Origin of the sequence: Pseudomonas sp. URMO17WK12:I7 (assembly GCF_003269045.1) — a bacterium.
In the GTDB taxonomy this organism is placed as follows: Bacteria; Pseudomonadota; Gammaproteobacteria; order Pseudomonadales; family Pseudomonadaceae; genus Aquipseudomonas; species Aquipseudomonas putida_J.
Genome location: NZ_QLTL01000013.1, coordinates 141,104 through 166,093, shown reverse-complemented (window position 1 = coordinate 166,093; position 24,990 = coordinate 141,104). Strand labels below are relative to the sequence as shown.

Below are 24,990 nucleotides of genomic sequence, written 5' to 3'. Positions count from 1 at the left end.
TCCCCGCATGGCGTTCCAGCAACGTCATCGCTGTCAAAAGGAGCCCAGGGCTCCTTTTTTCGTTTCTGCTCCTTTCATTGACCGGGGCCATGGCCGCATTCAGCGTCTTTCGCTTTAATTCGCTTGCAAGCGAAACGGCTTGGGGCGCTTATGCTTCATGAATCGTGAAACATTTCGAAAGGACGGCGTATGTTTCTCTCCCGCTGGCTCCCCGGCCTTGCCAACCTGCTGCATTACCGCCGCGAATGGTTCCATGCCGACCTGCAGGCAGGGCTTTCGGTGGCAGCAATCCAGATCCCCATCGCCATCGCCTATGCCCAGATCGTCGGCCTGCCGCCGCAATACGGCCTGTACGCGTGCGTGCTGCCCATGATGGTCTATGCCCTGATCGGCAGCTCGCGCCAGCTGATGGTCGGCCCGGATGCAGCAACCTGCGCGATGATCGCCGGTGCCGTGGCGCCGCTGGCCATGGGCGACCCGCATCGCATCGCCGAGCTGTCGGTGATCGTCACCGTGCTGGTCGGGGTGATGCTGATTGTCGCCGGCCTGGCACGCGCCGGCTTCATCGCCAGCTTCTTCTCGCGCCCGATCCTGATCGGCTACCTGAACGGCATCGGCCTTAGCCTGATTGCCGGGCAACTGTCCAAGGTGGTGGGGTTCAAGATCGAGGGTGACGGGTTCATCCTCAGCGTGGTGAATTTCTTCCAGCGCCTGAACGAGATCCACTGGTTGACCCTGGCCATTGGCCTGGCCGGGCTGGCGCTGCTGATCTGGCTGCCGCGCCGCTACCCTCGCCTGCCAGCGGCCCTGGTGACCGTAGCAGTCTTCACCCTGCTCGCCGGCCTGCTCGGCCTGGACCGTTTCGGCGTCGCCATTCTCGGGCCGGTGCCGTCCGGCATCCCCAAGCTTGCCTGGCCGCACAGCAACCTGGATGAAACCAAGAGCCTGCTGCGCGATGCCCTGGGTATCGCCACCGTGAGTTTCTGCAGTGCCATGCTTACCGCCCGCAGTTTCGCCGCACGGCACGGCTATGCGATCAACGCCAACCATGAGTTCGTCGCCCTGGGTGTTAGCAACCTGGCTGCCGGCATTTCCCAGGGCTTTGCCATCAGCGGCGCCGACTCACGCACGGCGGTCAATGACATGGTCGGAGGCAAGAGCCAGCTGGTCGGCATCATCGCGGCATTGGTCATAGCCCTGATTCTGTTGTTCTTCACCGCACCAATGGCGTGGATCCCGCAGGCGGTGCTGGGTGCAGTGCTGCTGATGGCCGGCTGGGGCCTGATCGACATCAAGTCGCTGGGCAGCATCAGGCGCCTGAGCCGCTTCGAGTTCTGGCTGTGCCTGCTGACCACGGTCGGCGTGCTCGGTCTGGGCGTGCTGCCGGGCATCGTGTTTGCCGTGACCCTGGCGATCCTGCGCCTGCTCTACACCATCTACCAACCCACCGATGCCGTGCTCGGCTGGCTGCCGGGTACCGAAGGCCAGGTCGACATCCGCAAGAACAAGGACGCTCGCACCGTGCCAGGCCTGGTGGTGTACCGTTTCGACGACGCGATCCTGTTCTTCAACGCCGACTACTTCAAGATGCGCCTGCTCGAAGCTGTACAGAGCCAGGCCCAGCCCCAGGCGGTACTGTTCGATGCGGAAGCGGTCACCAGCATCGACGTCAGCGGCATCGCCGCCCTGCGCGAAGTGCGCGACACCCTCTGCGCACAGGGTATCCACTTCGCCATCGCCCGCGCCCGCGGCACCTTCCTGCGCATGCTGGTGCGCTCGGGGATGGCACGGGAGATGGAAGACAAATTGCTGTTCGGCTCGGTGCGGGCGGGGATACGGGCTTATCGGGTCTGGCGGAACAGGCGTCGCAAGGAACCTGTGGCCGAACAGAAGCCACTGGCAAGCCAGGATAATCAGTAACCCAAGGCTTCCAGCTGTTCGGGTTCGGAGCGTTTCACTGGTCGCTGCTGGAAACGCAACAGTTCTCCCGCCCGACTAGTAAATATCCCGTCGACACCGGACTTCATGGCCTTGTCGAAATCGACTCTGTCATCGAGGGTACAGACGTGAACCAACAGTCCGCGTTCGTGATTGGCCTGGTTCATCCACGGCTGGATCAGGTCGCTGTAACGCCGCTCACCCAAGTGAATGCGCGTGGCTGACGGGCCCGTGCCAATGGCGCCCGCCTGCTTTGCATAGTCGAGCCAGCGCAGGAACGCCTCCCTGTCCTTGGGCTGCTGGCGAGCATAGAAAGCGGCTTTGTCCTGCTCGCCCGACTGGGCGAAATCCTGCCCGGATGCCGCTGCGATGCCTGACAGAGTCGGGCTTGGGGCGCTACGCGCCCCATCGCTGGCAAGGCCAGCTTCCACAAGAAGGCAGTTGCTCCCACCGCTACCGCACCGCCCTGAAGCAAGTGGTAATCCTGTAGGAGCGGGTTTACCCGCGAAGAGGCCGGCGCAGGCAAGACAAGACGGCAATGTAAACAGCAACCCTCGCACACCTTGCATGACATGCTAAAGTCCACGCCGTTTCCCGCACCACCGAACGGATCGCACATGCCAGCTCACGACGCCAGCCTCGCCTCTTGGCCAGACCTCAACCAGCGCCATCCCTGCAACGCATTGCTGCTGGGCAACGGCGCCAGTCGCGCGCTGTGGAAACCGTTCGGCTACTTCTCGCTGTACGAAGAGGCCCAGCGCGCCGGGCGCAAGAAAGGCCTGGCGATCAGCGACCAGGCCCTGTTCAAGTCGCTGGGAACCGAGCTGTTCGAGCCGGTGTTGAGCACCCTCAACCACACAGTGCGCGCCAATGCCGCCCTGGCCATCAACTCCACCGCGCCGTTGAACCGCTACTACTCGATCAAGGAAGGCCTGATCCACGCCATCCGCACCCTGCACCTGCCCTGGCCGCTGATGCCCGCCGCCACCCTGGCGTCGATCAACCAGGCCCTGCGTGAGTACCGCACTGTCTACACCAGCAACTACGACCTGATACTGCCCTGGGCCCTGCAACAGGACCCGCAGGGCTTTGCCGCACTGTTCGACGAGCAAGGTTTCTTCGACGTACGCCGCACCCGTAGCGAAGGCACCCGCGTACTCCACCTGCACGGTGGCCTGCACCTGCTCAAGCTGCCCGACGGCAGCACCCGCCAGCGCAGCGCCGAAAGCGCCGAGTTGCTGGACGGCTTTGCCGTGAACATTCCCGGTGAGGTGCCATTGTTCGTCAACGAAGAGCGCAGCGACGAGAAACTGCGCGCCATCCGCAACTCGGACTACCTGGCCTGGGGGTTGGGGCAACTGGCACAGGAAAGCCAAGGCATGTGCCTGTTCGGGCAGCATCTGGACAGCACTGACCAGCATCTGGTCGAAGCCATACGCCAGGCGCGGCCGGCGCATCTGTCGATTGCCATCCGGCCGTTGAGCGAAGCGTCGGTGCTGAACCAGAAGCAGCATTTTGTCGAGCGGTTCGGGGACATGACGGGCACGGCACTGCACTTCTTCGATGCCAGCACGCACCCGTTGGGGCTTGAGGGGTTGGCGATCGAGGTGCCGTCAGCGCGTCGCTAGATGACGGGCTCGATACGCGTTAGCCGCTCAACCCAAAATGCGCTGATGCGCGCGGGACACATTGACTCATTGCAACCCGGGCCAGTTCTACAATGTCCTGACCAATAGCGTAACGCCCCCGCACCTGCAGCCACATCAGAACGAAAGATGCGAACGCGATGTACTGCTCTCATGGTTTGGTCTCGGCAAACTGTACATATGCGAAAGCATCAACGTGCGCATGTTTTGCCGTGAAACACCGATGATTTCAGCTACGTCAGTCAGCCCCGCCAAGTCGGGGGACAGGAATACAGGACAGGTGCTCCAATGCATCTCATCTTGCTGCAATCAGATCAGCTTGTCCGCCCGCAACAACGTCTCCAGGCAATGCTCCTGCACTCCGTAAAACGCCTTGAGCTGCCCGATCTTCTCCAGCAATGCCGCGTTATCTCCCACCTGCCGGCGCTTCACCGCAAGAATCATCTTGTTCTTGTTGGTGTGCTCCAGGGAGATGAACTCGAACACCTTGGTCTCATACCCACAGGCTTCCAGATACAGCGCGCGCAGGCTGTCGGTAAGCATCTCGGCCTGCTGCCCCAGGTGCAGCCCGTACTGCAGCATCGGCTGCAGCAGCCCTGGGCTGTGCAATTGCGGGCGGATCTGTTTGTGGCAACACGGTGAGCACATGATGATCGCTGCGCTGCAGCGGATGCCGGTGTGGATGGCGTAGTCGGTGGCGATGTCGCAGGCATGCAGGGCGATCATCACCTCGATGGCCTCGGGTACCACGCTGCGCACATCGCCGCACTGGAATTCCAGGCCGGAATGCTCCAGGCGCTGAGCGGCGGCGTTGCACAGGTCGACCATGTCCTGGCGCAGCTCAACCCCGGTCACCTGTGCCTCGCGGGCCAGGGTGTTGCGCAGGTAGTCGTGCATGGCAAACGTCAGATAGCCCTTGCCGGAACCAAAGTCGGCCACACGCAGCGGTTGCTCCGCTGGCACCGGGGCATTGGCCAGGGCGTGATCGAAGACTTCGATGAATTTGTTGATCTGCTTCCACTTGCGCGACATCGACGGGATCAGCGCACCCTGGGCATCGGTCACCCCCAGGTCACGCAGGAACGGCCGCGTCAGCTCCAGGTAGCGTTTTTTCTCGCGGTCATGGCCGGTATTGGCAACCGCCTCGCGTGGCGCCTGCGCGCCGTGGCGCTGGAGCATCGGCTTGCCCTTCTTGCTGAAGGTCAGCTGCACTTCGCCTTCGGCGTCGAACAGGTGGGCATTGCGGAAGCTCTCCGGCAGCAGCTCGGCCACCAGCGCCTGGGCCTGGTCCAGCGGCAGGTTGCGAGTGATGTCGCGGGTCTGGTGGCGGTAGACCAGCGACAGCTGGGCCTGCCCCTTCACCAGCAGCGGCTTGGCGATGATGCGCTGCAAGGTCTGGTCGGCACCAACATGGCGCGCCAGCACCAGCTTGACCAAGGTGTTGCCGTGCAGGGCAGCACCCAGCAGGTCGAGAAACTGGGCGCGCGCATCCGGCGCAGGGGAAGCGGAAGTACTGGCGGACATGGAAAACAGGTGCCTCGGAAGCAGGGGGCGCGTTGCGCAATGCCGCGCATTCTACACCCTGCAACAGCTGGTTCAGTCGAGAATCACCAGACGGTTGGGCAGTTCGTTGCGAGCATGGGTGCGAGGCACGTGCTCGCCTAGCAGCTCGCCGCACGCCTCTATGCAATCGACGAAGCCCTGCAAGGTCCGCCCTTGACGGACCTGTTCGGTGAAACGCGCAACCATTACGGCGCGTGCCTTGGCATCGAAATGCTGATCGATGCCTTGGTCGACAAGGATTTCCACATGCCGCTCAGCCTCGGCGACAAAGATCAGCACGCCGGTGGCACCCTCCGTGCCCTGCAGGTTCTGTTCGCGAAACTGCTGACGCGCCAGGCTCGAAGCACGCCAGCGGCGCAAGGCGCTCGGGATCAGCCAGGCGGCCACGCGCGGGCTGCGAAGCAACAGGCACAGGCCGATGAACAGCAATACGTTGGCAATCAGCAGCCCACGCACTCCTGGCCACCCCAGCAACCACTGCAGCAGGCCAGGCGCGGCCAGCGCCAGTATGGCGGCCCAGAACAGTGGCAGGTAAGCGTAGTCATCGGCGCGGCGCGCCAGCACGGTCACCAGCTGCGCATCGGTGCGCCGTTCCACGCGAGCGATGGCCTCGGCCACCTGGCGGCGTTGGTATTCGTCGAGGGGAGTCATGCCTTCGGTCTCGTCAGCGTTTTTATAGTTGTTTTCCCGGCATACGGGTCTTCCTCCGCGGCCGACATATTCAGGCATAATCCGCCGCTGGATGAATTACCGGCGAATCGTACAACAATAGCCGCCTGAAAACTTCGGCCACGCGCGTATCACTGTGAATACGGCACACGCCTCGACAATGGAATTGATGATGAAACTGTCTTTGCTGGGCCTGGCCATGGGCCTTGCCAGTCAGGCGGCCCTTGCCGCCCCTACCGCACCGCCCCTGCAGGACAAGCAGGCTTTCATCGACCATCTGATCAGCCAGATGACCGAAGCCGAAAAGATCGGCCAACTGCGCCTGATCAGCATCGGTCCGGAAATGCCCCGCGACAAGATCCGCGAAGAAATCGCCGCCGGGCGCATTGGCGGCACATTCAACTCGCGCACCGCCCCCGAGAACCGGCCAATGCAGGATGCCGCCATGCGCAGCCGCCTGAAGATCCCGATGTTCTTTGCCTACGACACCATCCACGGCGAACGCACCATCTTCCCGATCGGCCTGGGCCTGGCCGCCAGCTGGGACATGGACGCCATCGCCAAGGTCGGCCGCACCTCGGCCATCGAAGCCTCGGCAGACGCGCTGGACATGACCTTCGCGCCGATGGTCGACATCGCCCGCGACCCACGCTGGGGCCGCACCAGTGAAGGCTTCGGCGAAGACACCTACCTGACCTCGAAGATTGGCCAGGTCATGGTCCGCTCGTTCCAGGGCAGCAGCCCGGCCAACCCCGACAGCATCATGGCCATCGTCAAGCACTTCGCCCTGTATGGCGCGGTGGAAGGCGGGCGCGACTACAACACAGTCGATATGAGCCTGCCGAAAATGTACAACGATTACCTGCCGCCTTACCGCGCCGCGCTCGACGCCGGTGCTGGCGGGGTGATGGTGGCGCTCAACTCGATCAACGGCGTGCCAGCCACCTCCAACACCTGGCTGATGAACGACCTGCTGCGCAAGGAGTGGGGCTTCAAGGGCGTGACCATCAGCGACCACGGCGCCATCCAGGAGCTGATCCGCCACGGTGTTGCCCGCGACGGCCGCGAAGCCGCCAAGCTGGCGATCAAGGCCGGCATCGACATGAGCATGAACGACACCCTGTACGGTGAAGAGCTGCCAGGGTTGCTGAAGTCCGGCGAAGTGACCGAGCACGAGCTGAACCAGGCAGTACGCGAGGTACTCGGCGCCAAGTACGACATGGGCCTGTTCAAGGACCCGTACGTGCGCATCGGCAAGGCCGAAACCGACCTGAAAGACTACTACGCCGACAACCGCCTGCACCGCGACGCCGCCCGTGACGTGGCGCGCCGCAGCCTGGTGCTGTTGGAAAACCGCAACCAGACCCTGCCGCTGAAAAAAGCCGGCACCATTGCCCTGGTCGGCCCATTGGCGGATGCCCCGATCGACATGATGGGCAGCTGGGCCGCCGACGGTAAGCCGATGCACTCGGTAACCGTGCGCGAAGGCCTGCGCCGCGCTGTCGAGGGCAAGGCCAAGCTGGTGTATGCCAAAGGCTCCAATGTCACTGGCGACAAGGCGATCCTCGACTACCTGAACTTCCTCAACTTCGATGCCCCGGAAATCGTCGATGACCCCCGCCCTGCGGCGTTGTTGATCGATGAGGCGGTCAAGGCTGCCAAGCAGTCCGATGTGGTGGTGGCCGTGGTCGGTGAGTCGCGTGGCATGTCCCACGAGTCGTCGAGCCGCACCACCCTGGAAATCCCGGCCAGCCAGCGCGAGCTGATCAAGGCCCTGAAGGCCACCGGCAAGCCGCTGGTGCTGGTCCTGATGAACGGCCGCCCGCTGTCGATCAGCTGGGAGCGTGACCAGGCAGATGCCATCCTCGAAACCTGGTTCTCCGGCACCGAAGGCGGCAACGCGATTGCCGACGTGCTGTTCGGCGACTACAACCCGTCGGGCAAGCTGGCCATCACCTTCCCGCGTTCGGTCGGGCAGATCCCGATGTACTACAACCATACGCGCATCGGCCGGCCGTTCACCCCAGGCAAGCCGGGTAACTACACCTCACAGTACTTCGAAGAGCCCAACGGCCCGCTGTACCCGTTCGGCTATGGCCTGAGCTACAGCAGCTTCGAGCTGTCGGGCCTGACCCTGTCGAACAAGAACCTCAAGCGTGGCGACACCCTGGAAGCCAAGGTGACGGTGAAGAACACTGGCAAGCTTGAGGGCGAGACTGTGGTGCAGCTCTACCTGCAGGATGTGTCGGCGTCGATGAGCCGCCCGGTCAAGGCGCTGAAGAACTTCCAGAAACTGATGCTCAAGGCTGGTGAGTCGCGGACCCTGACCTTCCGCATCAGCGAGGACGACCTGACGTTCTACAATGGTCAGTTGCAGCGGGTGGCCGAGCCTGGCGAGTTCAATGTCCAGATCGGGCTGGATTCCGAGGCGGTGCAACAGCAGAGCTTCGAACTGCTCTAGCGGTTTGTTGCCTGCACTGGCCCTTTCGCGGGCAAGCCCGCTCCCACAGGTATTGCACACCACTTGTGGGAGCGGGCTTGCCCGTCAATGGTCCAGACCCGATATCCCTTTAGCTGGATCCGCCCCATGCCCTTTTCCTTTCGCGCCCTGCGTCTGGGGCTGTTCACCCTGCTGATCGTGCTTGGCACCGCCCTCAGCGCTGGCTGGGCCATGCAGCAGGCCAAACGCCAGGCAATGGAAGACGACGCCCGCCGCGCCAGCCAGCAGCTTGTGCTGTACGCCAACGCCTTGCACACCCTGATCGACCGCTACCGCGCCCTGCCCGCTGTGCTGGCGCTGGACCCAGAGCTGATCGAGGCCCTGCGCGGGCCTGTCAGCGAGCAGGTGCAGCAGGCGCTCAACCTCAAACTCGAACGCATCAATGGTGCCGCCAACTCTTCCACCCTGGAGCTGCTCGACCGCACCGGGCTGGCCGTGGCCGCCAGCAACTGGCGCCTGCCGACCACTTATGTGGGCTCCAACTACGGCTTTCGCCCCTACTTCAAACAGACCCGCAGCCAGGGCAGCGGCCGCTTCTACGCGGTGGGCGTGACCAGTGGCGTGCCGGGCTACTTCCTGTCCAGTGCAGTCAGCGACGAACAGGGGCGTTTCCTCGGCGCCATGGTGGTCAAGCTGGAGTTCCCGGAACTCGAGCGCGAATGGCGCCAGGGCAGCGACATCCTGCTGGTCAGTGACGCCCGCGGCATTACCTTCATCGCCAACCAGGATGGCTGGCGATACCGCGAACTCAAACCGCTGAGCGGCGCTGATCGCGCCGAGCTCGGCGAAACCCGCCAGTACGACAAGCAGCCATTGGTGCCGCTTCAGCATCAGGTGCTGACCCGCTTCGCCGACAACAGCCACTTGAGCCGCGTGCAGGGCCCCGATGGCTCCGCCGAATACCTCTGGGAAAGCCTGCCGCTGGAAGGTGAGAACTGGACCTTGCACCTGCTGCGCACACCACAGGTCGAAGCCGCTGGCCGCAATGCTGCCCTGGGCGCGGCCGCCGTGTGGCTGAGCCTGGTGTTCGCCGCGCTGTTCGTCAGCCAGCGCCTGCGCCTGGCCCGCCTGCGCCAGCGTAGCCGCGAAGCGCTCAAGCGCCAGGTCGAAGAACGCACCCGCGAGCTGCGCACCGCCCAGGAAGGCCTGGTGCAGTCAGCCAAATTGGCCGCGCTGGGGCAAATGTCCGCAGCCTTGGCCCACGAAATCAACCAGCCGCTGACCACCCAGCGCATGCAGCTGGAGACCCTCCGGCTGCTGCTCGACCACGGCCGCTACGACGATGCGCGCAGGGCCCTTGAACCGCTTGAACAGATGCTCACGCGCATGGCCGCGCTGACCAGCCACCTCAAGACCTTTGCCCGCAACAGCCCGGTAGGCCTGCGCGAACGCCTCGACCTGGCCAACGTGGTGGACCAGGCCCTGCACCTGCTGGACACCCGCATTCGCAGTGAGGAAGTCGAGGTAGCCCTTTACCTGGCACGCCCGGCCTGGGTCCGGGGCGATGCAATCCGCCTCGAACAGGTATTGATCAATCTGCTGCGCAACGCGCTCGATGCCATGGCCGACAAACGTTACAAGCGCCTGGAAGTCCGTATCGAACCGGACCACGAGCAATGGCGCCTGAGCGTGCTGGATTCCGGCGGCGGCATTGCTGAAGCGGACCTGGCGAGAGTATTCGACCCGTTCTTCACCACCAAGCCGGTGGGTGAAGGCCTGGGCCTGGGCCTGGCAATTTCCTATGGCATCATCGTCGAAGCCGGCGGCCAGTTGCACGCCGAGAACCTGCCGGGCGGCGCCCGGTTGAGCCTGACACTGCCCCGTGACCTGGAGCCTGTATGTTGAATTCGGTGATCGTCGTCGATGATGAAGCCAGCATCCGCACTGCGGTCGAGCAATGGCTGAGCCTGTCTGGCTTCAGCGTGCAGCTGTTCGCCCGCGCAGAAGACTGCCTGGCCCACCTGCCCGCGCACTTTGCCGGGGTGATCATCAGCGACGTCCGCATGCCGGGCATGGGTGGCCTGCAACTGCTCGAACGCCTGCAGGCGGATGACCCGGACCTGCCGGTGATCCTGCTGACCGGCCATGGCGATGTGCCGATGGCGGTCGAAGCGATGCGCAACGGCGCCTACGATTTTCTCGAAAAGCCCTTTACCCCCCAGCACCTGCTGGGCAGCCTGCGCCGCGCCCTGGAAAAACGCCAGCTGGTTCTGGAGAACCGTCGCCTGCATGAGCAGGCCGACCTCAAGTCGCGCCTGGAAATGACCCTGCTGGGCATGTCGCAAGGCTTGCAGCAGCTACGCCGGCAAGTGCTGGATCTGGCCAGCCTGCCGGTCAATGTGCTGATACGCGGCGAAACCGGCAGCGGCAAGGAGCGCGTGGCGCGTTGCCTGCACGACTTCGGCCCACGTGCCGACAAACCCTTCGTTGCACTCAACTGCGCGGCCATCCCCGAATCGCTGTTCGAAGCCGAACTGTTTGGTCACGAAAGCGGTGCATTCACCGGCGCCCAGGGCAAACGCATCGGCAAACTGGAGTATGCCAATGGCGGTACGGTATTCCTCGACGAAATCGAGAGCATGCCATTGGCCCAGCAGGCCAAGCTGCTGCGGGTAATCCAGGAGCAGAAGCTGGAGCGGCTGGGGGCCAACCAGAGCATCAGCGTCGACCTGCGAATCATTGCCGCAACCAAGCCTGACCTGCTCGAAGAGGCCCGCGCCGGGCGGTTTCGCGAGGACCTGGCCTATCGCCTGAACGTGGCGGAACTGCGCCTGGCGCCGTTGCGTGACCGGCGGGAAGACATCCCGCTGCTGTTCGAGCATTTCGCCCGTGCAGCCGCCTCCAGGCTGGGGCGCGCGGCGCCACCGCTGGCCGGCGCGCAACTGGCGCAGTTGCTGTCGCATGACTGGCCGGGCAATGTGCGGGAGCTGGCCAATGCGGCGGAACGGCATGCGTTGGGGCTGGGCTCGCCGGACATCGAGACGGTCCCACCGGAGCAATCGCTGGTCGAGCAGATGGAGGCCTTCGAGGCCCAGTGCTTGCGGGCGGCGTTGCGTCAGCATGGCGGGGAGATCAAAGCAGTGATGGAAGCCTTGCAGTTGCCTCGGCGCACGTTGAACGAAAAGATGCAGCGGCATGGCTTGGTACGTGAGGACTTTGTCTCGCGACAGTAGGCGGAAATCCGCTTATTAACTGATTTCAATAGGCGGATATCCGCTTATTTCTATCTGGTCGCGGGGTTGGATTTGCAGCCCTTCACGGGCAGGCCCACGCCCGCAAAGAATTCTACCGGCTCAGGTAGGACGCGGCATCTGGAGGGCCGTCCGCCCTCGAAGCGCCCCCATTTGGATCTCCATGCACCCATTTGGCACACCTTCTGCAATTGCCTTGGCAAGCTGCGCTTAGGCGCGCTCCACAAAAACAACGAGAAGGTATCCCTGATGGATAACGCCACCTCCCTGCCAGCCGGGGCGGCCGCCGCGCCCGCCGCTGAAAAAACCACCGCCAGCCGCCTCAAGTCGATCTTCAGTGGCTCCATCGGCAACATGGTCGAATGGTACGACTGGTACGTCTACGCCGCATTCTCGCTGTACTTCGCCAAGGCATTCTTCCCCGCCGGCGACTCCACTGCACAACTGCTCAACACCGCCGCGATCTTCGCCGTGGGCTTCCTGATGCGCCCGATCGGTGGCTGGCTGATGGGCCTGTACGCCGACCGCAAGGGCCGCAAGGCCGCACTGATGGCTTCGGTGCTGCTGATGTGCGCCGGCTCCCTGGTGATCGCCCTGACTCCGGGCTATGAAACCATCGGCGTCGCGGCGCCGGTCCTGCTGGTCATTGCACGCCTGATGCAGGGTTTGTCTGTGGGCGGCGAGTACGGCACCTCGGCCACCTACCTGAGCGAGATGGCCAGCAAGGACCGCCGTGGTTTCTTCTCCAGCTTCCAGTACGTGACACTGATTTCCGGCCAGCTCATCGCCCTGGCAGTACTGATCATCCTGCAGCAGACCCTGACCACCGAGCAGCTGTATGCCTGGGGCTGGCGCGTACCCTTCGTGATTGGCGCGCTGTGCGCGGTAGTCGCCCTGTACCTGCGCCGTGGCATGGAAGAAACCGCCTCCTTCACCAAGAAGGAAAAGGCCAAGGAAAGCCTGATGCGCACCCTCATGCGCCACCCCAAGGAACTGATGACCGTGGTTGGCCTGACCATGGGCGGCACCCTGGCCTTCTACACCTACACCACCTACATGCAGAAGTACCTGGTCAATACCGTGGGTATGAGCATCAGCGACTCGACCACCATCTCGGCGGCCACGCTGTTCCTGTTCATGTGCCTGCAGCCAGTGATTGGTGGCCTGTCCGACAAGATCGGCCGTCGCCCGATCCTGATCGCTTTCGGCGTGCTCGGCACCCTGTTTACCGTGCCGATCCTCAGCACCCTGCATACCATCCAGACCTGGTGGGGCGCGTTCTTCCTGATCATGGCGGCGCTGATCATCGTCAGCGGCTATACCTCGATCAACGCCGTGGTGAAGGCCGAGCTGTTCCCTACCGAAATCCGCGCCCTGGGCGTCGGCCTGCCGTACGCACTGACCGTGTCGATCTTCGGCGGCACCGCCGAGTACGTGGCCCTGTGGTTCAAGAGCGCCGGCATGGAAAGCGGCTTCTACTGGTACGTCACGGCGTGCATCGCCTGCTCGCTGCTGGTGTATGCGACCATGAAAGACACCAAGCAACATTCGCGGATTACAACGGACTGATTGTGATACCGCATTGAAAAAGGGCGCCCGTTCAAGGGCGCCCTTTTTGCTTCAGGACATCTCCATTACCTGACGCGGCTCACGGCGCTGGTACCAGCTCGCCATCAGCACCAGCACCAGCAGTACGCTACCCAGCACAGCGGAAGAGCCGATGGTGCCGAAGTCCAGGCCACCCTTCTCGTGCGGTTTGGTCAGGACGTCGCCAAGGGTGGCGCCAAACGGGCGGGTCAGCACGAAGGCTACCCAGAACAGCACCACACCCGGGATGCGCGTCCAGTAGCGCGCCAGCACCACCAGGGCGATGGCGCTGCCGACCAGCAATGCACCACCGGCAAAGCCCAGGCCCGAGTCATCCGCCAGGTAGTCACCCAACGCGGTACCCAGGGTGTTGGAGAACAGGATGGCCACCCAGTAGAAGATTTCACCGGTGCGGTTCTTGATGCGGGTGACGTCGAGCGGGTTGCCACTCAGGCGCCAGACCAGGAAGGTCAGCAACAGGATACCAATGAGGATTGCAGAGCCCGAGGCATAACCCAACCCCAGGGTGCGGTCCATGAAGTCGGACATGGTGGTGCCGGCCGTGCTGGTCGAGAGGATCACCAGCCAGTACAGCATCGGGTGATAGCGCCGTGAATACAGCTGACCGAACAAGGTCACCAGGAACACGCTGATCAGCAGCAGCGAGCTGACCGCATAGCCAACGTTGAGGGTCATCGACAGCAGATCACCGGCGGTTTCGCCAAGGGTGGTGGCGCAGATCTTCATGACCCAGAAGGCCAAGGTGATTTGCGGAAGTTTGTTCATTGTTCGCCGCTCCGGAAATAGGTGTGGCGATGGTGCTGAGCGGGGCCTGAAAAATCGGTTGGCGATATATGAAAAAAGCGTTCATACGCTGTTACAAATTAAGGTTTTTAGTTCTTAACCTCCGATTAATCACCCCCCTTCAATCTGCAATGGCTGGCGAAGCATTGCACTCGCCCTGGATTTTGAACCCCATCAAATAAGGCATACGCAGCCTTTTATTGACATCGCTTGCGGCCACACACATCTATTAATTCGATTTTTAGACGCTATTTTTTGCGCCTTTCAATCAAATTAATCGGCGTAGCATTACACCCATAGAAACAAACAACCTCTCGCACCCAAAGGAGCAACGACCATGAAAAGCAAACTGATCCTCACCCTGGCCCTGTCGGTTTTTGCCGCTGGCGCATTCGCCGAAGATGGTTTCGACCGTACCAACGCCCACACCTTCACCGCCGCCCAGGCTCAATCGGCCAGCTATGCCGAAGACGGTTTCGATCACACTGGCGCACAACGCTTCGCTGAAGACGGTTTCGACCACACTGGCGCCCAACGCTTCGCCGAAGACGGCTTCGACCGCACTGGCGGCCAACGCTTCGCCGAAGATGGCTTCGACCACACTGGCGCACAACGCTTCGCCGAAGATGGCTTCGACCGCACCAACGCCCACCGCATCAGCTGATCCCTGTTGCGTGCTACCAGCCCGGCCTTGGCCGGGCTTGATCATTCCCAGGCGGACAAAGGCTTGGCACACTAGGCACTTCGTTCCCAGGATACTGGCAGATGTACTACTACGAACCCGCCAAAGGCCACGGCCTGCCCCACGACCCGTTCAACGCAATCGTCGGCCCTCGCCCGATCGGCTGGATCTCCTCGCAGAGCCAGGACGGCCAGCTTAACCTCGCGCCGTACAGCTTCTTCAACGCCTTCAATTACATTCCACCGATCATCGGTTTCTGCAGCGTCGGGCGCAAAGACAGCCTGAACAACATCGAGCAGACCGGCGAATTCGTCTGGAACCTGGCTACCCGCCCGCTGGCCGAGCAGATGAACCAGAGCTGCGCGGCCGTTGCCGCCGATGTCAACGAGTTCGAACTGAGCGGCCTGACTGCGGTGCCATCGTCTATCGTCAAGGTGCCACGCGTGGGCGAAACGCCGGTAGCTTTCGAGTGCAAGGTGAGCCAGATCGTCCAGCTCAAGCGCGCCGACCAGGCATTGGTACCGAGCTGGCTGATTCTGGGTGAAGTGGTGGCGGTGCACATTGCCGAGCACCTGCTCAAGAACGGTATCTACGATACCGCTGCCGCCGAACCGATCTTGCGTGGCGGTGGCCCGGCGGATTACTTCGAGTTGGGCAACCTGTTCAAGATGGCTCGCCCACAGGCCTGATCACCAGATCAGTTCGCCTTCCTCGCCCACGCCCTGCAGGCGAGCGAGCTCGGCGCACGCGGCCTCGTCGGCCGCCATGGCGCTTTTGAACACCTGCTCGTCGAGTACCTTGTGAAAGCGCGGTGCACCGCCCATGCCCAGGGCCTTGACCGCGATGGCGGCGTTATAGCCACCGCCTTCCACCGGGACCATCGCCGAAACCGCTTCGAAATGCGGGAATACTCTACGTGCCATGTTGCCATCCGCCTGTTGATCGAGGGGCGGCATTCTAACCGTGTTTCAATCGAAGGTATGCAAGTCGAGGCTGCTGACGACCTGCGCCTGGACCAGCTCGCCGAACACATCGAGCGTGGGCGAAGCAAAGTAGCCACTCATTGCCTGCTGATCCTGCCAGCTGCCGCTAAGCAGCCACAGGTCAGCGTCGGCCTGGGAGCGCTGCACGGTGAAGCTGAGGCAGCCCGGGGAGCGCAAGGACGGCTCCAGCAGGTCGCGCAGGCGGGCGCCGAGCTCTGCGGAACGACCGCTGCTGGCACGGATGAATGCCAGATGGGTGACCGGTTGTCGTAGGGTCATAGCACGATCTCCTTGAAGCAGGCGGGCGGAAAAACCAGGCTGCCAAGGTTAGGGGCCGGCGCGCGAGGCGCGTTAGGCCATTACTGCTCACCGATTGCCTGATCCTGCAGCGGTGCAGGATCAGGCAATCGACGTGCAGCTTTCGACTAGCGCCCGCCATTGCCCAAACCTATGCTGCGTCGGTCAGCAGAGGAAAGCCATCATGACCACCGCCCCGTCCATCGACCCGACTCTGGAAGTGCAACGCCAGGAACTGGCCGAGCTGATTCGCAAGCACGCCGGCGAGCCTTATGGCCCAGCCTCGGCCATCGACGACCTGTATCTGGTGCGCTACACCGAGAACGTTCGTTCGGTACCGACCCTGGCCCAACCTGCTTTGTGCATCTTGGCGCAAGGCAGCAAAAGCCTCTTCCTCGGCGACGAGCAATACGCGTACGACCCGTTGCACTACATGGTGGTATCGGTGACCTTGCCACTGAGTGGCGTGAAGCTGGACGCCAGCCCGCAGAACCCAAGCCTGGGCATCCGCATGGACCTCGACCCCGCCGAAATCAGCCAACTGATCGCAGAGAGCGGGCCAATGCTGGTGCCCAACCTGCCCTCTGGCCGCGGCCTGTATGTGGAGCGCACCGATCCGCAGCTGCTCGACGCGCTGCTGAGGCTGGTCCGCTTGCTGGATTCACCGCGCGACATCGGCATGCTGGCGCCGCTGATTCGTCGCGAGATTCTGTACCGCCTGCTGCGTGGGCCGCAGGGCTATCGCCTGTACGAAATCGCCCTGGCCAATAGCCAGACCCATCGGGTGTGCCAGGCCATCACCTGGCTCAACCAGAACTTCCAGCAACCGCTGCGCATCGAAGACCTGGCCCGCGAGGTCAACCTCAGCACCTCGACCTTGCATCACCGCTTCAAGGCCGTGACGTCCATGAGCCCGCTGCAGTACCAGAAACAACTGCGCCTGCAGGAGGCGCGGCGGCTGATGCTCAACGATGGCCTGGAAGCGGCGGTGGCGGGCTATCGGGTGGGATACGAAAGCCCGTCGCAGTTCAGCCGCGAGTACAGCCGGCTGTATGGTGCTCCGCCGATTCGGGATGTGGCGAGGTTGCGTGCCAGCGCAGGTTGAAATCAGCCCGCGACTGCTGCCTGCCACTGGTTCTGGTCAACCTGGATCAGCGTCGGCCCCTTGCGCTCCACCGCCCTTCCCAGCGCAGCCTGCAGTTGCTCGACATCGGCCACATGCTCGGCATCGGCGCCCAACGCCCGCGCCACGCCGATGAAGTCCGGGGTATGAATATCCACGCCGACCGGCTCGATGGCCCGGTTGACCATGTACTTCTTGATCTCCTCGTAGCCTTGGTTATTCCACAGCAATACGATCAACGGCACCTGGGCCTCAACCGCGCTGGCCAGTTCCGGCAGGGTGAACTGCATGCCACCATCGCCAATCAGGCAGACCGCAGGTACTCGCTCGCTGGTGTTTTCGGCGCAGCCCAACCAGGCACCCATCGCTGCGGGCAACGCATAACCCAAGGTGCCGTAACCGGTTGAAGCGTTGAACCAACGGCGTGGCGCCTGCATGTCCAGGGTCAGGTTGCCGGTGTACACCGGCTGCGTCGAATCACCGACCAGGATGGCATTGGGCAACCGCTCCAGGATGCCTGTCAGCAAGCGGGTCTGGCTCAGCGTCGGCTGGTCCCAACTCGCCGCCAACGACTCGCGCAAACGCTGCGCGCGGGCAACGCCCCAACCCTCGGCAGGCACCGGTGTTGGCAGCTGCCGCAAAGCCTCGAGCACGGCCTGGGCGGCAAGCTCGGCATCGGCCACCAGCGCCAGCTCCGGCAGATAGTTGCGCACGGTCTGGTCCGGGTCGATGTCGATGCGCAGCAAGCTGCCCGGGATCTTGAAGCCACCCTTGAAGGTCACGTCATAGTCGGTCTCGGCCAGTTCGGTGCCTATCGCCAGCACCACGTCGGCCTCTTCTACCAGCTCACGGGTGGCAACCAGCGATTGGGTCGATCCGATCTGCAAAGGGTGGCTGGCCGGGAGCAGGCCTTTGGCATTGATAGTCAGTGCCACCGGTGCCTGCAAATGCTCGGCCAGCAGCGCCAGCGGCGCCCCCGCAGCCAGCGCACCACCACCGGCCAGCATCAGTGGCCGACGGGCCTTGGCCAGGCGCTCGGCCATGGCGGCCACTGCCTGGGGTGCGGCGCCCGCGCGGGCACTGCGCACAGGGCGGCCAGGCAGCAGGTGGTCGGCAGGCTCGACCAGCACATCCAACGGGATCTCGATATGCACCGGGCGCGGGCGGGCGCCGTCAAACACGGCAAAGGCGCGCGCCAGCACCTGTGGCAGGTCATCAGCGCTCATCAGCGTCTGCGAGAACGCCGCCACGCCCGACACCAGCGCTGCCTGGTTGGGCAGCTCGTGCAGCTTGCCGCGGCCACCACCCAGTTGGTCGCGCGACTGCACGCTGGAGATCACCAGCATCGGGATCGAATCGGCATAGGCCTGGCCCATGGCGGTGGTGATGTTGGTCATCCCCGGGCCGGTGATGATGAAGCACACGCCTGGCTTGCCCCGGGTACGCGCGTAGCCATCAGCCATGAACCCGGCGCCCTGCTCGTGGCGCGGGGTGATGTGGCGGATCGACGAGCCCGCCAGGCCACGGTAGAGCTCCACGGTATGTACGCCGGGAATGCCGAAGACATGGTCCACGCCATAGCCTTCAAGGAGTTTGACCAGCACTTCGCCGCAGGTTGCCATCGGGTTTCACCTAGGATTTTGTTTGAGATAAACGTGTTGGAATCTGCCCCCCATTGGACCCAAGGCACCGCTACCGCCACAATGCAAAAAAACACATACTAGCCATGTCCTGTAATCATGGCTCAGCACAATGAAACGCCTACCGCCCCTGCCCGCGCTGCACACATTTCTGGTCACCGCGCAGCACTGCAATTTCACCCGCGCCGCGCAGCAGCTACACATCACGCAGGGTGCCGTGAGCCGGCAGATCGCCGGGCTCGAAGAGCACCTGGGCTACGCCTTGTTCCAGCGCCAGGCCCGCGGCCTGAGCCTGACCCGCGAGGGCCAGGACTGGCTGCCACGGGTACAGCAGATCTTCGGCCTTATCGAACAAGGCGTGCGCGAAGTGGGCGGGCGCAGCGCCACCTTGCAGCTCAAGGCACCGACCTGCGTGATGCGCTGGCTGCTGCCGCGGCTGATGGAGTGGCAGGCGCTGCGGCCCGATGTGCCAGTAGAGCTGACCACCACAGTGCAGCATGGGGTGGACTTTCGCCGTGAAGGGTTCGATGCCGCCGTCGTCTATGGCGATGTGCCCAACCATGGGCTGCGGGTGCGCAAGCTGTTCGACGAGCAGCTGACGCCGGTGTGCGCGCCTTCGCTGTTGAATGGGCCGGTTGCGCTGCAACAGCTCCAGGACCTGGCGCGCCATATGCTGTTGCACCCGTCACGGGATGAGCATGACTGGCGACTGTGGCTTCAAGCAGCAGGCGTAGTACTGGAGGCACAAGGGCCAAAGCAGCATTTCGAAACCCTGGACATGGCGATGGCAATGGCCTCCCAGGGAACCGGGGTGGCGATTGGTGATTGGGCGTTGATCGCTGATGACTTGCGCGGTGGGCGGCTGTGCATGCCATTTGCACTGAAGGTGCAAACCGGCAAAGGGTATTACCTGGTGAGCCAGGCCAAGAGCCTGCCGCCGGGGCTGGTGGAGTTGCTGGATTGGCTTGAAGATCGCGCCAATTCTCGAAGGTAGGAGCGGCCTTGCCGGGGCGCTCCTACAGAAAAGCGCAGGCGGCTCAGTAACCGACGGTGAAACGCTGCCGCGAATGCGCTGGTTTCTCAAGTTCATCAAGCATGGCAATGGCAAAGTCGGCAAAGGTGATCCAGCTTTTGCCATCCGCACCGATCAGCAGGTGGTCCTTGCCCAGCGTGTAGTGCCCGCTGCGCTCACCTTCGACAAACTCCGCCGACGGCGACAGAAAGGTCCAGTCCAGCGTCGGCTCCTGACGCAGCACGTCGAGAAAACGCACACCCGCAGTGGCCTCAGCCTTGTAGGCTTCGGGGAAGTCCGGGCTGTCGATCACGCGATGCCCGGAAGGCAGCAGCAGGCTGCCCGCACCGCCCACTACCAGCAGGCGCTTGACCCCGGCACGCTTGACAGGCTCGATGACGGCGTGGGGTTCGATGGTCGAGAAATGCGCTGCACTCAATACCGCGTCGACACCTGCAAGCGCCTGCTGCAGGGCCGCACTGTCCTTGGCATCCAGCGCTTGGGTGGTGACACCATCGCGCCCCTGAAGCTTCGAGGGGTCGCGGGCGATGGCCACGACACTGTGCCCGCGGCGCAGGGCTTCTTCCAGCAATTGGCTGCCGGCACGGCCGGTGGCACCAATGATTGCGATCTTGCTCATGGGTAGATTCTCCAGCAGTTGAACAACGAATGCACAACAGCTTAGTTGCCCGATCCATGACAAAAAATGCGATGCTCAGACATAGTTTGTTTCTGAAATCGGGCAAATCATGGACCGTCTCAACGCCATGCGCGTTTTCGTCACCGTCGTCGACCTGGGCAGCCAGTCTGCAGCGGCAGACCACCTGCAACTGTCGCGGCCTGTAGTATCGCGTTACCTGGCTGAACTGGAGGACTGGGTCGGTGCACGGTTGATGCAGCGCACCACACGCAAGCTGAGCCTGACAGCCGCCGGCCAGGAAACCCTGCCCCGCTGCCGCCAGTTGCTGGACTTGGCCGGCGACCTGCAGGCCGCCGTGCAGCAACCGGAAGATGCGCCAAAGGGTGCCCTGCGCATCAGTGTCAGTACGTCGTTTGGCCAAGCGCAGCTGGTGAGTGCGGTAGCCGATTATGTACGGCGCTACCCAGGCGTGAACGTTGAACTGCAGATGCTCGATCGCACGGTCAACCTGGTAGATGAGCGCATCGACCTTGCGATCCGCACCAGCAACGATCTGGACCCGAACCTGATCGCCAGGCGCCTGACCGTGTGCCGCTCGGTGATCTGCGCAACGCCCGCCTACCTGCGCGAGCACGGCACACCGCAACGGGTCGAGGAACTGAGCCAGCACAACTGCCTGACCCATGCCTATTTCGGCCACAGCCTTTGGCATTTCGAGGTAGACGGCCAGCAGATCGCCGTGCCGGTGCGAGGCAACATCAGCGCCAACGAGGTCATGACACTGCAGAATGCAACGCTGGCAGGCGCCGGCATCGCCATGTTGCCGACCTACCAGGCAGCCACGGCCCTGCGCAGTGGCGCCCTGCTGCGCCTGCTGCCTGAGGCGCGGCCACGGGCGCTGAACCTGAACGCGGTATACACCTCGCGCAAGCATATGCCGGCGACCTTGCGCAGCATGCTGGATTTTCTCGTGCAGCGGTTCAAGGACGAACCGGAGTGGGACCGCGATCTGTATTGACTATGCTTAGAGGTGTCACCTGTCGCGATTAACAGGAGGTGAGCACCATGGGCATTACGTCCAGAAGAGTCGCCATGGTCATGGCCCTGACCGCGGTCGCGGCGCTGTACGGCTCGGCCTGCTGGCGCGCCGAGCTGCTTCGCAGCCAGCCCAGTGCGGCCAACCGTTGCGAGCAGGAACACTGCGTGCCCCACACCGCAACCTTGAGCGCCGTTCGTTAGTGAAGCGGCGCCGCGCCGATCACTCCTCGACGCTCATGTACTCCTTGGCCCAGCGGATGTAGTCCTCTGGCTGGGTATAGGTGTGCGAGAGTTCGGTGGCGCTGAGGTTCTCGGACTTGTTCTGCTGGCCGCGCTGCAGGCGCAGGCAGTCATAGGTGGCCTTGATCGCGGCAAAGTAGGCGGCATGGCCATCGACCACGATACGCACGCCCAGCCGAGCGAGGCGTTCATCGTCACGCAGGTTCGGGTTGGCGTAGGTCACCAGCATCAGCGGCACGGTCAGGTGCTCGGCAATCTGCTCCAGCTGCTCGAAATCCTTCACCCCGACCATGCAGATACCGTCGGCACCGGCCTTCTGGTAGCTCTGGGTGCGAACGATGATTTCCTCGGTGGTGAGTACGCCGGCGTTGGTCCGGGCGATGATCGACAGCGACGAGTCGACGCGCGCTTCCAGGGCCGCGCGGATCTTGCCAACGCCCTCCTCCACCGAGATCAGGTCGGTGGACTTACGCCCGAACTGGGCGGGCAACAGCGTGTCCTCGATGGTCAGTGCAGCCACGCCGGCGCGCTCCAGTTCGATGACCGTGCGCATGACATTGAGTGCGTTGCCATAACCGTGGTCGGCATCGGCGAGTACCGGCAGTTGCGCCACGCGGCCAATTCGGGTGGCCTGCTCGACGAACTCACTCAAGGTGATCAGGGCGAAGTCGGGTGCGGCCAGCACCTGCAACGAAGCCACCGAACCGCCGAGGATGCCGACTTCGAAGCCCAGGTCGGCAGCGATGCGTGCCGACATCGGGTCAAACACGGAGGCGGTGTGATAGCAGGAACCTGAAGCGAGCAGCTCGCGGAAGGCAAAACGCAGATCTTGATGGGAAGCCTTGGGCATGATCACTCCGCTTATATAGGTAGAAATTGAACGGTGCTACCGACCCCTGAATCGGGTCTACCTGACCTGTTCCAACCGTCGCCATCTGGGCGGTCATGCTCGATATGCAGGCAGAGGAATAAAAGGTGTGGGAGACAGCGGCGTGCAGGCCTGCGGCAAAATGCTGCACCAAGCTGGTGCGGGCCGCGGCTTTCAGCCTCTGTGGCAGACTCACGATATCACGCGGCCATGCAGCTCTGAATGAATGCGCCAATGCCGATCTTGCATAGGCGATGCAGATAGTACATAGGAAGCTACCTAACTCGGGTTACAATTGCGCTATTCGCGTCACCTCCCAGACAAGGTACCCCCCGTGACCGCCGCCCTGCCCCCGACCGTCCTGCGCAACGTGTTGACCGCCCTGATGCTGGCGATCTTCCTTGGCGCCCTCGACCAGACCATCGTCGCGGTTTCCCTGCCGGCCATCTCGGCCCAGTTCAACGACGTCGGCCTGCTGGCCTGGGTGATTTCCGGCTACATGGTGGCGATGACCGTGGCGGTGCCGATCTACGGCAAGCTTGGCGACCTGTATGGCCGCCGGCGCATGATCCTCACCGGCATCAGCCTGTTCACCCTGGCCTCGATCGCCTGTGCCATGGCCCAGGACATGCAGCAACTGGTCATGGCGCGCGTGCTGCAAGGTATCGGTGCCGGCGGCATGGTGTCGGTGAGCCAGGCAATCATCGGCGACTTCGTACCGCCGCGCGAACGTGGCCGTTACCAGGGCTACTTCAGCAGCATGTACGCCGTGGCCAGCGTGGCCGGGCCAGTGCTCGGCGGCTGGCTGACCGAGTACCTGTCCTGGCGTTGGGTATTCTGGATCAACCTGCCGCTGGGCCTGGTTGCACTGTGGGCGATCCGCCGCGCCTTGGCCGGCATGCCGGTGCAACGTCGCCAGGCCCGGGTCGATTACCTCGGCGCGATACTGATGATCCTCGGCCTGGGCAGTTTGCTGCTGGGCATTACCCTGGTCGGCCAGGGCCATGCGTGGCGCTCAGCCGCCGTGCTGGCACTGTTCGCCTGCGCATTGCTTGGCCTGAGCTTGTTCGTCGGCCATGAGCGGCGCTGCCAGGAACCGCTGCTACCCATGGGCCTGTTTGGCAACCGGGTTGCCGTGCTGTGCTGGGGGGTAATCTTCTTCGCCAGCTTCCAGTCGATCTCACTGACCATGTTGATGCCCCTACGCTACCAGGGCATCACGGGCGCCGGTGCCGACAGCGCCGCGCTGCACCTGCTGCCGCTGGCCATGGGCCTGCCCATCGGCGCCTTCACCGGCGGGCGCATGACCAGCCTCACCGGGCGCTTCAAACCACAGATTCTGGCAGGCGCCGTACTGATGCCCGTGGCGATCTTCGCCATGGCCATCACCCCACCGCAGTCAGGTTTGCTCAGTGCCGTGTTCATGCTGCTGACGGGTATCGCCTGTGGCCTGCAGTTCCCGACCTCGCTGGTGGGTACGCAGAGCGCAGTGGAAAGCAAGGACATCGGCGTGGCCACCAGCACCACCAACCTGTTCCGCTCGCTAGGTGGGGCCATGGGTGTGGCATGCATGTCCAGCCTGCTGCTGGCGCTGCTGCAACAGGGTGGTTTCGAGTTGCTGGGCAACCCGCTGTTGGGGAGCCTCAAGGCTGGCGAGGCAGACCCAGCCACGCAGATGCGGCTGCTGGAAACGTTCCGCCTCTTGCTGCTGGGCAGTGCGGGGATTGCGCTGCTGGGGCTGTTGGCGGCCCTGGCATTGCCAGACCGGCAACTGCGCGGCCGTTGAAAGCTGTGGAGCTTCCACTAAGCTCGATTGCCGAAAGGTATTAATGCTCGCTTAATACACAAGGAAAACACTTCCTCACAATCCTTAACAAAGTGTCATTTGCGTAGCGCTGGGCTCAAGCGCAGCATATCCAGCCCTGTGTCGACCCATTTTTCAGCATCGCGCCGCAGATCGAAACTGTCCGGCAGCAGCAACCAGCGCCCGATCAGGCCATCGACATAGGCGAACAGAGCCACGGCCGCTCGGTCTATATCCAAATCCGCAGGTAGCTGGCCGCGGCGCACGGCATTGGCGAAGGCCAGCTTGATGCCCACATGGCAATCCAGCACCGCACCTTGGCGCTGCTGGCGAATTTCACACATGTCATCGGTGAACTCGCACTTGTGATGCAGGATTTCATTGATACGCCGGGTACGGGCGTCCAGCACCAGCTCGTTGAGCACCTGCAGCAAAAGCTTGCGCATGCAGCCGAGCGGGTCCAGTTCGTCTTCGCTTTCACTGGCCCGCGCCAGGTGGTCATGGGTTTCATGCAAGCTGTCGAGCAGGGCCTGCACCAGTTCCGCCTTGTTGCTGAAGTGCCAGTAGATGGCCCCCCGGGTAACGCCCGCCAGCTCGGCGATGTCAGCCAGTGTGGTTCGCGCAACCCCGCGCTTGTAGAAGGCCTTTTCCGCGGCCTCGATGATCTGGGCGCGAGTCTCCTGGGCTTCTTCTTTGGTTCGACGGACCATGGCAGTGCAACCTCATCTGGGCCCGCTGCGCTGCGCAGCCGGGGAGAATCGCCGG

22 protein-coding genes and 1 pseudogene are annotated in these 24,990 nt (G+C 63.1%); 13 read left to right on the top strand and 10 right to left on the bottom strand.

Annotated elements, in window-relative coordinates; translation table 11 throughout:
* Positions 1-189 precede the first annotated feature (189 nt).
* Positions 190-1,920, top strand: a complete 1,731-nt coding sequence (locus H040_RS19265) for a SulP family inorganic anion transporter (protein WP_027917896.1) — start codon at positions 190-192, stop codon at positions 1,918-1,920.
* On the opposite strand, the pseudogene H040_RS19260 reads toward H040_RS19265, so the two are convergent.
* Positions 1,914-2,285 (bottom strand): annotated as a pseudogene (locus H040_RS19260) (glycerophosphodiester phosphodiesterase); the annotation flags it as partial. The gene H040_RS19265 and the pseudogene H040_RS19260 sit on opposite strands and share 7 nt — an antisense overlap.
* A gap of 270 nt (positions 2,286-2,555) precedes the next feature.
* Between H040_RS19260 and H040_RS19255 the strand changes: the two are divergent.
* Complete coding sequence (locus tag H040_RS19255) at positions 2,556-3,566, top strand: DUF4917 family protein (protein WP_027917898.1); 1,011 nt, start codon at positions 2,556-2,558, stop codon at positions 3,564-3,566.
* A 327-nt stretch (positions 3,567-3,893) separates the two neighbouring features.
* On the opposite strand, the gene H040_RS19250 is transcribed toward H040_RS19255, so the two are convergent.
* Positions 3,894-5,108, bottom strand: a complete 1,215-nt coding sequence (locus H040_RS19250; protein ID WP_027917899.1) for a class I SAM-dependent methyltransferase — start codon at positions 5,106-5,108, stop codon at positions 3,894-3,896.
* Between the two features lie 72 nt (positions 5,109-5,180).
* Positions 5,181-5,798, bottom strand: a complete 618-nt coding sequence (locus tag H040_RS19245) for a TPM domain-containing protein (RefSeq protein WP_027917900.1) — start codon at positions 5,796-5,798, stop codon at positions 5,181-5,183.
* A 187-nt stretch (positions 5,799-5,985) separates the two neighbouring features.
* On the opposite strand from H040_RS19245, the gene bglX reads away from it, so the two are divergent.
* The 4 genes from bglX to H040_RS19225 all read left to right on the top strand — a co-directional run bounded on the left by bglX (position 5,986) and on the right by H040_RS19225 (position 13,076).
* Complete coding sequence (gene bglX, locus H040_RS19240; protein ID WP_027917901.1) at positions 5,986-8,277, top strand: beta-glucosidase BglX; 2,292 nt, start codon at positions 5,986-5,988, stop codon at positions 8,275-8,277.
* Positions 8,278-8,403: 126 nt separating this feature from the next.
* The gene (locus H040_RS19235) at positions 8,404-10,161 is read left to right on the top strand and encodes an ATP-binding protein (protein ID WP_027917902.1); all 1,758 of its coding nucleotides are present in this window, start codon (positions 8,404-8,406) and stop codon (positions 10,159-10,161) included.
* Positions 10,155-11,489 carry a sigma-54-dependent transcriptional regulator gene (locus tag H040_RS19230; protein ID WP_027917903.1) on the top strand — a complete coding sequence of 445 codons (1,335 nt, stop codon included), beginning with the start codon at positions 10,155-10,157 and terminating at the stop codon, positions 11,487-11,489. The genes H040_RS19235 and H040_RS19230 overlap by 7 nt, the downstream gene beginning before the upstream one ends.
* Before the next feature lie 267 nt (positions 11,490-11,756).
* Positions 11,757-13,076, top strand: coding sequence for an MFS transporter (locus tag H040_RS19225; protein ID WP_027917904.1), 1,320 nt, complete (start codon positions 11,757-11,759; stop codon positions 13,074-13,076).
* A gap of 51 nt (positions 13,077-13,127) precedes the next feature.
* Here H040_RS19225 and H040_RS19220 read toward each other — a convergent pair whose 3' ends face one another.
* Positions 13,128-13,880, bottom strand: a complete 753-nt coding sequence (locus H040_RS19220) for a COG4705 family protein (protein ID WP_027917905.1) — start codon at positions 13,878-13,880, stop codon at positions 13,128-13,130.
* Positions 13,881-14,235: 355 nt separating this feature from the next.
* Here H040_RS19220 and H040_RS19215 point away from each other — a divergent pair, with 355 nt between their 5' ends.
* Positions 14,236-14,562 carry a hypothetical protein gene (locus H040_RS19215; RefSeq protein ID WP_027917906.1) on the top strand — a complete coding sequence of 109 codons (327 nt, stop codon included), beginning with the start codon at positions 14,236-14,238 and terminating at the stop codon, positions 14,560-14,562.
* 101 nt (positions 14,563-14,663) lie between these two features.
* Complete coding sequence (locus H040_RS19210; RefSeq protein ID WP_027917907.1) at positions 14,664-15,269, top strand: flavin reductase family protein; 606 nt, start codon at positions 14,664-14,666, stop codon at positions 15,267-15,269.
* Here the strand turns inward: H040_RS19210 and H040_RS19205 are convergent, their stop codons facing one another.
* Together H040_RS19205 and H040_RS19200 are read right to left on the bottom strand one after the other, a co-directional pair.
* A complete protein-coding gene (locus H040_RS19205) occupies positions 15,270-15,536 on the bottom strand; it encodes a hypothetical protein (protein WP_027917908.1) in 267 nt (88 codons plus the stop codon).
* A 12-nt stretch (positions 15,537-15,548) separates the two neighbouring features.
* Complete coding sequence (locus H040_RS19200; RefSeq protein WP_027917909.1) at positions 15,549-15,842, bottom strand: putative quinol monooxygenase; 294 nt, start codon at positions 15,840-15,842, stop codon at positions 15,549-15,551.
* 202 nt (positions 15,843-16,044) lie between these two features.
* Between H040_RS19200 and H040_RS19195 the strand changes: the two genes are divergently transcribed.
* Positions 16,045-16,965, top strand: a complete 921-nt coding sequence (locus tag H040_RS19195; protein WP_027917910.1) for an AraC family transcriptional regulator — start codon at positions 16,045-16,047, stop codon at positions 16,963-16,965.
* 2 nt (positions 16,966-16,967) lie between these two features.
* On the opposite strand, the gene H040_RS19190 is transcribed toward H040_RS19195, so the two are convergent.
* Positions 16,968-18,605, bottom strand: coding sequence for a 5-guanidino-2-oxopentanoate decarboxylase (locus H040_RS19190; protein WP_027917911.1), 1,638 nt, complete (start codon positions 18,603-18,605; stop codon positions 16,968-16,970).
* A 130-nt stretch (positions 18,606-18,735) separates the two neighbouring features.
* Between H040_RS19190 and H040_RS19185 the strand changes: the two genes are divergently transcribed.
* Entirely contained in the window at positions 18,736-19,617 is an 882-nt protein-coding gene (locus tag H040_RS19185; RefSeq protein WP_027917912.1) for a LysR substrate-binding domain-containing protein, read from the top strand.
* A 43-nt stretch (positions 19,618-19,660) separates the two neighbouring features.
* Here H040_RS19185 and H040_RS19180 read toward each other — a convergent pair whose 3' ends face one another.
* Entirely contained in the window at positions 19,661-20,275 is a 615-nt protein-coding gene (locus tag H040_RS19180; protein ID WP_027917913.1) for an NAD(P)-dependent oxidoreductase, read from the bottom strand.
* Between the two features lie 109 nt (positions 20,276-20,384).
* Here H040_RS19180 and H040_RS19175 point away from each other — a divergent pair, with 109 nt between their 5' ends.
* Both H040_RS19175 and H040_RS27510 read left to right on the top strand, forming a co-directional pair.
* Positions 20,385-21,293: a LysR family transcriptional regulator gene (locus H040_RS19175; protein WP_027917914.1), complete on the top strand. Its 909-nt coding sequence runs from the start codon at positions 20,385-20,387 to the stop codon at positions 21,291-21,293.
* A gap of 47 nt (positions 21,294-21,340) precedes the next feature.
* Entirely contained in the window at positions 21,341-21,514 is a 174-nt protein-coding gene (locus H040_RS27510) for a hypothetical protein (RefSeq protein WP_177326683.1), read from the top strand.
* A 19-nt stretch (positions 21,515-21,533) separates the two neighbouring features.
* On the opposite strand, the gene H040_RS19170 is transcribed toward H040_RS27510, so the two are convergent.
* Complete coding sequence (locus H040_RS19170; protein WP_027917915.1) at positions 21,534-22,403, bottom strand: isocitrate lyase/PEP mutase family protein; 870 nt, start codon at positions 22,401-22,403, stop codon at positions 21,534-21,536.
* A 352-nt stretch (positions 22,404-22,755) separates the two neighbouring features.
* Here H040_RS19170 and H040_RS19165 point away from each other — a divergent pair, with 352 nt between their 5' ends.
* Positions 22,756-24,207 (top strand): MDR family MFS transporter, encoded by a 1,452-nt coding sequence (locus H040_RS19165; RefSeq protein ID WP_027917916.1) that lies wholly within the window; start codon positions 22,756-22,758, stop codon positions 24,205-24,207.
* 95 nt (positions 24,208-24,302) lie between these two features.
* Here the strand turns inward: H040_RS19165 and H040_RS19160 are convergent, their stop codons facing one another.
* Positions 24,303-24,935 (bottom strand): TetR family transcriptional regulator, encoded by a 633-nt coding sequence (locus tag H040_RS19160; RefSeq protein ID WP_027917917.1) that lies wholly within the window; start codon positions 24,933-24,935, stop codon positions 24,303-24,305.
* Between the last annotated feature and the right edge of the window lie 55 nt (positions 24,936-24,990).